Source organism: Fulvivirga imtechensis AK7 (assembly GCF_000331535.1).
In the GTDB taxonomy this organism is placed as follows: domain Bacteria; phylum Bacteroidota; class Bacteroidia; order Cytophagales; family Cyclobacteriaceae; genus Fulvivirga; species Fulvivirga imtechensis.
In genome coordinates, this window is record NZ_AMZN01000177.1 from 1 (window position 1) to 6,242 (window position 6,242).

The 6,242-nt window shown below is 41.3% G+C and carries 11 protein-coding genes; all 11 read right to left on the reverse strand.

All coding sequences use genetic code 11. The features are described 5' to 3' along the window. Positions 1 to 353 precede the first annotated feature (353 nt). On the reverse strand, positions 354 to 731 hold the full coding sequence (locus tag C900_RS27565) for a VOC family protein (protein ID WP_009583787.1): 378 nt from the start codon (positions 729 to 731) through the stop codon (positions 354 to 356). 21 nt (positions 732 to 752) lie between these two features. Next, the gene (locus C900_RS27570; protein ID WP_009583788.1) at positions 753 to 1,283 is read right to left on the reverse strand and encodes a DinB family protein; all 531 of its coding nucleotides are present in this window, start codon (positions 1,281 to 1,283) and stop codon (positions 753 to 755) included. 377 nt (positions 1,284 to 1,660) lie between these two features. Beyond that, positions 1,661 to 1,870 (reverse strand): hypothetical protein, encoded by a 210-nt coding sequence (locus tag C900_RS27575; RefSeq protein ID WP_009583789.1) that lies wholly within the window; start codon positions 1,868 to 1,870, stop codon positions 1,661 to 1,663. 104 nt (positions 1,871 to 1,974) lie between these two features. Beyond that, positions 1,975 to 2,340 carry a VOC family protein gene (locus C900_RS27580; protein ID WP_009583790.1) on the reverse strand — a complete coding sequence of 122 codons (366 nt, stop codon included), beginning with the start codon at positions 2,338 to 2,340 and terminating at the stop codon, positions 1,975 to 1,977. Then, positions 2,337 to 2,675, reverse strand: a complete 339-nt coding sequence (locus tag C900_RS27585) for an ArsR/SmtB family transcription factor (RefSeq protein ID WP_009583791.1) — start codon at positions 2,673 to 2,675, stop codon at positions 2,337 to 2,339. Before C900_RS27585 ends, C900_RS27580 begins: the two co-directional genes overlap by 4 nt. Beyond that, the gene (locus tag C900_RS27590) at positions 2,656 to 3,114 is read right to left on the reverse strand and encodes an SRPBCC family protein (protein WP_009583792.1); all 459 of its coding nucleotides are present in this window, start codon (positions 3,112 to 3,114) and stop codon (positions 2,656 to 2,658) included. Before C900_RS27590 ends, C900_RS27585 begins: the two co-directional genes overlap by 20 nt. Positions 3,115 to 3,646: 532 nt before the next feature. Further along, positions 3,647 to 4,246 carry a MarR family winged helix-turn-helix transcriptional regulator gene (locus C900_RS27595; protein ID WP_009583793.1) on the reverse strand — a complete coding sequence of 200 codons (600 nt, stop codon included), beginning with the start codon at positions 4,244 to 4,246 and terminating at the stop codon, positions 3,647 to 3,649. Further along, positions 4,247 to 4,501: a hypothetical protein gene (locus tag C900_RS27600; protein WP_009583794.1), complete on the reverse strand. Its 255-nt coding sequence runs from the start codon at positions 4,499 to 4,501 to the stop codon at positions 4,247 to 4,249. It lies immediately after the preceding gene. 33 nt (positions 4,502 to 4,534) lie between these two features. Further along, positions 4,535 to 4,792 (reverse strand): DUF2024 family protein, encoded by a 258-nt coding sequence (locus C900_RS27605; RefSeq protein WP_009583795.1) that lies wholly within the window; start codon positions 4,790 to 4,792, stop codon positions 4,535 to 4,537. Positions 4,793 to 4,845: 53 nt separating this feature from the next. Then, positions 4,846 to 5,565, reverse strand: coding sequence for a hypothetical protein (locus tag C900_RS27610; RefSeq protein WP_009583797.1), 720 nt, complete (start codon positions 5,563 to 5,565; stop codon positions 4,846 to 4,848). A gap of 3 nt (positions 5,566 to 5,568) precedes the next feature. Continuing rightward, a complete protein-coding gene (locus tag C900_RS27615; RefSeq protein WP_009583799.1) occupies positions 5,569 to 5,808 on the reverse strand; it encodes a thioredoxin family protein in 240 nt (79 codons plus the stop codon). Positions 5,809 to 6,242: the final 434 nt, after the last annotated feature.

The following is a 6,242-nucleotide window of genomic DNA, read 5'->3' on the forward strand; positions in this document are numbered from 1 at the left end:
AATTCATTGATTATCAGAATCTAGTAAAAACTTGTCATTGGTACCTGGGAGGATCTATGCACAAAGTCACTGCTTTGAAAATGCATAGATCTCTCCCTTGGGGTCGAGATGACCGTGCTTCCTAGAAGAGATTTTTCTTAACTTCATAGCTTTGTGGCCCCTCCAAAGGGGAAAAATGTTGAATCAAATCATCGTGACTTTATTAGCATTGTCCTCCGCTGGCGGAGGTGGCCAAAAGCCGGAGGTGGAAAAACTGAAGACATAGCATCCCTACATCGCTGACCCCGATGATCCAACTCCACTTACCACCTCTGGTGGCTCCTTAACCAGTTCACGCGTTAGTATTAATCGTTTCATTCCTCCAACACCGACAAGATATTTCCTGCCGGATCTTTAAACCAGGCGATAGCAGGCCCCTGATCATTGCGACATATTCCCTTTTCATCAGTTTTGATTGGATCGTCATACTGTTCAAATCGTATCCCCTTTTCAATTAAGACATCCACCGCCTCTTCGATATCCGCAACTGCAAAATTGAGAATAGTAAAGGTAGCAGATTGATGGTTTGGCTTGGGGTAAATAAGAATAGGTCCATTTCCTGTGAGATGCAGCTCCAAATGTCCCATGGAACTATCTTTAACGGTCAATCCAAGGGTGTCTCTATAGAATGCCCGGGCCTTTTCCAGGTCATCGACCGAAAACCCACTAAATGCTTCTTTATATTTAAACATGACTGTTTTTTTAATTGAACATTACTTTCTGTCTTCAGGTGTTACCACTCTTAAACTCTTAACAATATTTTTCAGTTGATGTATATGCCGCTGTGTATGAATAGTATTAAACCAAAGCCATTCCAAGCGTGTAAATGGACCATATTCAGGTATAGCAAACTCTTTACAGGTCATAGAAAGATCATAATTTTCGAGCACCTCTGCCATTTCTTCTACCCTAATCTTCAACGCCGGGATCAGTTTATTCTTATCATTAGTTGATGCCTGTGGCAGAACTGCCTGCGGAGATTTCATTTTAATATTAAAATCCAGAAAAAGCTGTTTCACCTCCTCCACTTTTTGATCGGGGGGCCGCTGTGTTGGCTCAACCGCACCCTTGAGTACCTCTGTCACTCCATAGGCACGCAACAAATGCTCACCCAACTGACCTGCTGTCCAGCTACCCTCGAAAGGGACGGTGTTCAGCTCTTCCTGAGTAAGAGATTGGAGCATTCTTAGTAATTCGTCTGTAGCATCTGTAAACTGCGCCTGAAGTAATTCCTTTGAAGCCATTTTCTTATTAATTGTTGGTTAAAACAAAGGTACGATCCACAACTAAGAGCTATACTGTGCAATTCCGACATTGTAAAGGGTCAATTACGACAGGCTGGGTTCTGGTGGCTGGGTTCTGGTGGCTGGTTGGGTTTGTTTGATGTTTTGATGTTGGTGTTTGATGTTTAGTGTTCGATGTTTGGAGTTACGACTTCGAACTTCAAACTTCCGACTTCCCCGAATCATTAATCGGCTGAGATTTGCTTTGTGAAGACACTCATCTGATGAAAGTATACCACTGCTTCACCAGTTACCGATCACTGAATTCCGGAACCACGTTTTGCTTACTGCTTCTGCCGATTGCCAACTAATTTCGTGCCACCACGAATTCTTGATGATTAATCTAAAAGCTCACAATACCTGTTATGTGAATGAAAAACGCCTATCACGGCATTTGCGTTGATGTCGCGGTTTTCTACACGCAATATTCTGTCACAATCCTCCAGGTCAAAATTAATCCGGTAGTCAGGGAGAGTATTATTCAAAATTTGTGCGAAATAATCAGCCTCCTCTTTTGTGGATATATTAGTTTTAAAAATTTCGATCATACTGCCAAACTTTGTCCAAATTTGAGCAGGCCGGCATGGATAAACTCTGCCGACCTGCCTTTTTTATTTTTCTTTGAGTAAAAGCTGTTGAGCGTCATTCTCAATTAATTTTGTGGCGCTTCTTTCAGCACCCATTGATTTCCATCCGGGTCCTGAAAAGAAGATATTTTACCAAAGGGCAGTTCCAGTATTCTCTCAGTATCTATTCCATTGCTCTGCAGAATCTCGGTTTCTCTGGCAATATCATCGGTTAAAATTATTGTACCCTTCAATGTTCCGGGGGCAGCATGCTCTTCACCCGAAACAAGCGTAAAGGAGACACTATTACCCGGAAGCCCCACTTGTATCCACTTCCGGTTGTCCGGTGTGCAGCCTTCATAGATAAGGTCAAACCCTGCTTTTTCGGTATAAAACTCCTTGGCTTGTTCCTGGTCTTTTACAGGAATTGAGATCATTTCAATTGTTTTCATTCTTTCTTGTTGTTTATTGATTCATTCTTTTTTAAAAATTCATCAAGGCTTTGTAATTGAGATATCCAGTACTTCTCGAAGTGGTCCATCCAGTCCTGGATTTCATTAAAGCCGGCCTGGTTGAGCATACATATTCTTTCCCTGCCTTTTTCTTCAATGTCGATGAAGCCGGTGGCATGCAGTACCCTCACATGCCTGGAAATAGCGGGTCTGCTTATATCAAACCTGTCGGCTATTGAGTTCATAGGTAGCTTTTCCTTAGACAGCATCATTAATATTTCCCTTCTATGTGGATCGGCTATGGCTAAAAAGCTATCATAATTTGCTATGTTCATGAGTCTGTTGCTTTAGATATATCATTAGTCTTTTAGCGAAAAATTTAATCCAGCCCCTGTGCATAATGAAGCTCGTCATCACCCCTTTTAACCCTTCAAATCCAGTGTGCTCCAAATAGAGTTGTGTTCCGCCATTAGTTGACTCCAGCCTGTAAGTCACCACTGTGTCCAGCGTTATAATGCCGGGAGCCGGACCACCTTTGAATGAGTAAACCAGTTTTTCACAGGGTGCTACCTCTAAGACTTTAAAATACATCTTCCCATCCCACCCTTTCCTGGGCTTCTGCTGCTCCATCCACTCAAAACCAACTTCGGCTCGAAACTCGACAGTTTTATGCAGAGAACTCCACTCTTTTAACTTTTCCGCATCTGTCAGGCAATCCCAAATAATTTCCACCGGGTAAGGATAAAACCAATCGAGGTTTATGCTTCTTTTCATAATATGTAACATTTGTGTTACACAAATATATATGTAACACAAATGTTACGCAAATAATTAAACCTTTTTTTCTCAATTGCTGCCAACGGTTGGAATACAAAAAATAGTGAGACTAAGAACGGGAAACTGCGAACTGAAAAAGCCGGGGCGGCAGGATTCGGATCTTTGGACTATAAATACCCTACTGAAAATCAGATAGTTGGATACTGAAAAATAACAAGTAAATTTCCAGTTTTACCCATCTCTGTTTCAAGCATTGAGCATTGAGCTTTAAACTTCAAGCTATAAACAAACTACATATACCATTAACAAAACCTCAAGCATCAAACAGGACACCAGTAACAAGAACCCAACAACATAGAAGCAACCAGTGACAATACTCCCGTGACCCGCAACTAATCAGTGTCTATAAGAAACCCTAAGTGGCTTTAAGAAAACATCAAGGTCAAGGCTTGTGAAGTCCCAAAAAGCGGAGCGTACTGAGGTACGTGAGTATTTTTGGGACAAGCATAACGCAGACATTGGTGTTTTCTTAATTACCAGCAACAAATTCCGGACAGTCCATTCTTATGTCAGCATCGGCAAGTCCTGACTTGAGTAGATTACAGAAGTGCTGTCCTTCCTTTTTCTCATAGAACGCACAATTATGGCAGATACGCTGCACCGATATGACACCGGCTTTATTGAGGTGACGGATAATCTCAAAGAGCGCGTTTAGAAGGTTATTCTTTTCATCCGTGGAAAGACCTTTAAGAGATTTGAGCACAGGCATTCCAAAATCTTTCATATTGTTAATCTCCCGCTGTCCCTCCACAGTGGGTTTTATGTAATAACTACGGCTATCGGTGCTGTCCATGGTTTTTTCAACCAACCCTTTTTGCAGCAAAACACGAACCGCATCACTTACGGTGGCTTTCGTAAGATCAAACTCACGGGCAAGGTGGCTGACGGTGCATAGTTCCGCTGCGTGAAACTGGATAAAAAACATGATCTGGATCTGGATTGGACTCAACTGTCGGTCCTTGCCTTCCCGCAACTGCAACACTTTAAAAGCATGCGAAATCCTCTCCAGGGCTGCAACAATTTTCACATCCTTCTTAATGTTCTGATCCAAAGGGTCAAAAATGTTCATTTAGCAATCGCAGGTAAAATCCATAATATCTTTGTACTGAGGTGCTACGGTGTCGTCAATCCTCACAATGCCGTCCAAACGGATCTCCTCTCCCGATGCTAATGTCAGGTATTCACCTTTATTTCTTTCAGAAGACAAGGCCTTTGCCACCGACATAGTGGTAATAAATTCCCGAATATCAGTGAAATACTGAAGTTTAATATATCTCTGCCTGTCTACCGCCTCCTTAAGCAAGCTATAAAAATCCTGATCCATAATCAATTTTAGGCAAATTTATAAATACAGGGGCTAACACCCCTGCATTTCAATTATATGAAAACCGTTTGCATTTACTTCATGCTCGACCTCCGGTGACGCCTTCTCAATATGGCAAAACTTACACTCGCTGGAAGTAATTGGCTGCCCTTCCTGGCCTTTTTCCCGCAGATATTTTTTACCAAACAATAAAACGCTTTCCAATTCGGTTTGCATGGGCACTAAGATATCAAAATGCATCAGCCCTCCTTCTCTTTTTTTTACATATGTATCGAAAACAGCTATTTCCATTATTATAAATTTAGGAATCCTAACTATAAGAATCAAATTTTTTTATACTTCAACTATTTTACAGTGTAAGGCAAAGACAGATTGCCTGACAACACACTGTATACTTCATAAACTCCTAGCATCGGCCTGCTTTCATCGGAAGCATTTACTTTCATAAATGCAGTCACAGCATCATAGTTGAAGTGTTTTTGATAATTTATCCTCTGCGCGGGCACCAACACTTTTAAAGTTTGCCCTTTCAACACAACCCCATAACCTGGTGAATCCATATACATCGGCATTCCCGGATTGGTTGGGGGTAACACCACCTGATCGGTTTTCTTATAATGCTTTACGGCCAAGCCCCCTGCAACTCTTTTATCCTCATGAAGTACAACCCAATGCGTATGGAAAACTACGCCATCATTCGCATAATTCCGGTCATTGTTCTCATCCCATAAAGGAGTATCGTCAAAGTCAGGATGCGATGTAACCGCCAGGGCCACAATACCTTCGGTAGCGCTAAAACCTACATCAGTAGCATTTAAGGTAGTAGGAAACACGTAACCTAAAACAGGTGCACCATCCATTTTACCGACTGCTTTAGGTACGGTTTTGCCTGCCTCGCCTGCTACTTTTACCTGAAAGACCAAAAGCTCAAGATCTTCAAGATACTGAACCTCCGCGTGGGTGATCTGTAAGTCCTTAGAACTCTTATATTCATCGCCATTAGATTGAGCAAGGCAAAAAGTGGGCATAAAAGCCACAGCGAGAGTGAAAATATACTTTTGCATGACTTATGAATTTTTAACATCATCAATACTTGCTCCAAAATTGATGTGGAGTACATTATCATCCAGTAGTAGCGCGGGCACCGATCTTATTCCGGCCGCTTCAGCCATGCTGATCAACTCCCGATGTTCTCCTAAATGAACCACCTCAAGATCAAATTTGGTACGATCAATAATGTTAACGATGTCTGACTCTGCACTTACACAGACCGGACATCCAGCGTGATAGAATACTGCTTTTTTCATTGTTTTTGATGTTAAAGTTAAACGATAACACAATATTAGTTAGGATTCCTAACCAAACAAAGTAAATTATTATTTTTTTTGAGTTTTAAGCACCATAAAGACTTCGTACTTTAAAAGAGTTTTGGGTATGCTTTATTAAATTCCGTTCGGTTACAATTTTTAATGCCTCATATTTTTGATTATGTCCTACACTGCACTAAGTATTGCTAAATGATGCGCTTACTTTTTTTATCATAGCTTTTAATGTAGCTAAGTAGTGGCTTTAAGAAAACGTTCCCTACAAAGGGACAAAGGGCGGGACGAAGTCCTCAAAAGTGGAGCGTTCTGAGGTACGAGAGCATTTTTGGGACAAGGCGTAACGCAGACATTGACTTTTCTTAGAGAAACTAGGCTAGTGTTAAGTTAAGCATACTTTAGCCATACCAAGCTTTGTT